The sequence below is a fragment of the Bacteroides sp. OF04-15BH genome (assembly GCF_003477995.1).
Taxonomy (GTDB): domain Bacteria; phylum Bacteroidota; class Bacteroidia; order Bacteroidales; family Bacteroidaceae; genus Paraprevotella.
On the sequence record NZ_QUEM01000094.1, the window covers coordinates 1 to 1,388 of the forward strand.

Annotated in this window: 1 protein-coding gene; it reads left to right on the forward strand. The window is 45.2% G+C overall.

Features of this window, described 5'->3' with window-relative positions; all coding sequences use genetic code 11:
• The first annotated feature begins 64 nt into the window (after positions 1 to 64).
• Positions 65 to 1,279, forward strand: coding sequence for an IS256 family transposase (locus DXA74_RS15940; protein WP_118529107.1), 1,215 nt, complete (start codon positions 65 to 67; stop codon positions 1,277 to 1,279).
• Positions 1,280 to 1,388 lie beyond the last annotated feature (109 nt).

A 1,388-nucleotide genomic window follows, 5' to 3' on the forward strand; every position in this document is an offset into this window, starting at 1 on the left:
GAGACTGTCATATAAACTGTGTCATGACAAAAAAAGCATAACTTTGTAACGACACAAAAGAATTATGAACAGCAGTATGGATTTTAACGAGCTTGGTGCTCAAGTATTGGAAGAGTTAAAAGCCGGAAAACCACTTTTCGGCAAGGATGGTGCTTTAGCCCCATTGTTGGAGAATATCATTAATGCGGCCTTGGAAGGTGAAATGGATGCCCATCTCACGGAAGAATCCCGTCAGGCCGGCAATCGCCGCAACGGTAAGATGCAGAAGCAGGTTCAGACACCTGTTGGTGAAGTGACCGTTTCGACACCTCGTGACCGTGACAGTTCTTTTGACCCTCAATTTATCAAGAAACGTGAGACTATGCTTGCAGAAGGCATGGCCGAGAAAATAATCAGCATGTATGCTTTGGGAACCAGCACGCGTGCCATCAGTGATTGGATGGAAGAGAATCTGAGTTGCCGTGTTTCTGCGGAAACAATAAGCTCAATAACCGATCGTGTACTTCCGGAAATAAAGTCATGGCGTTCCCGCTCTTTAGATCCGGTCTATGCTATTGTCTGGCTGGATGCCATTCATTACAAAGTCATGGACGAGAAAGGTTTTGCTGTTACCCGTGCTATCTATAATGTGTTAGGAGTAGGCAAGGACGGAAAGAAAGACCTTTTGGGTATGTATATATCTAAAAGTGAAGGCTCTAACTTCTGGCTCAGCGTTCTTTCGGATCTCCAAAATAGAGGTGTAAAGGATATTCTTATTACCTGTATAGACGGTTTGAAGGGCTTTCCTGATGCCATCAAAAGTGTCTTTCCTGAAACCAATGTACAGCTGTGTATCGTTCATCAGATACGCAACTCCCTGAAGTATGTTGGCAGCAAGAATCAGAAGGTGTTTTTGGCCGATTTGAAGCGGGTATATTCCGCTGTAAGCAAAGAGGCTGCTGAAACTCAGCTTGACAGTCTGGAAACCAAATGGGGAGAACAGTATCCCATTGTCATCAAATCCTGGAGAGACAATTGGGAACGCCTTACCGAATATTTCCAATATACGCCCATGATCCGGAAACTGATCTACACAACCAATACGGTAGAAGGGTATCACCGTCAAATCCGGAAGGTAACCAAAAACAAGGGAGTCTTCCCAAATGATACAGCTCTGGAAAAGCTCGTTTATCTGGCCTATCGCAACATCCGTAAAAAATGGACCATGCCATTAGCCAACTGGGCGGAAATTTCACAACAATTAGCCATAAAATTTGGAGAGAGGTTTCAGTTGATGTAAATTTGCGCTCGTCGGGACGGGTGGTCCCGCCCCTTGCCGCGCGGGCGCTCCCCGACCGATGAGTTTTTAGGGATAAAACTAACCTTGACACAGTTTATCTGACACAACC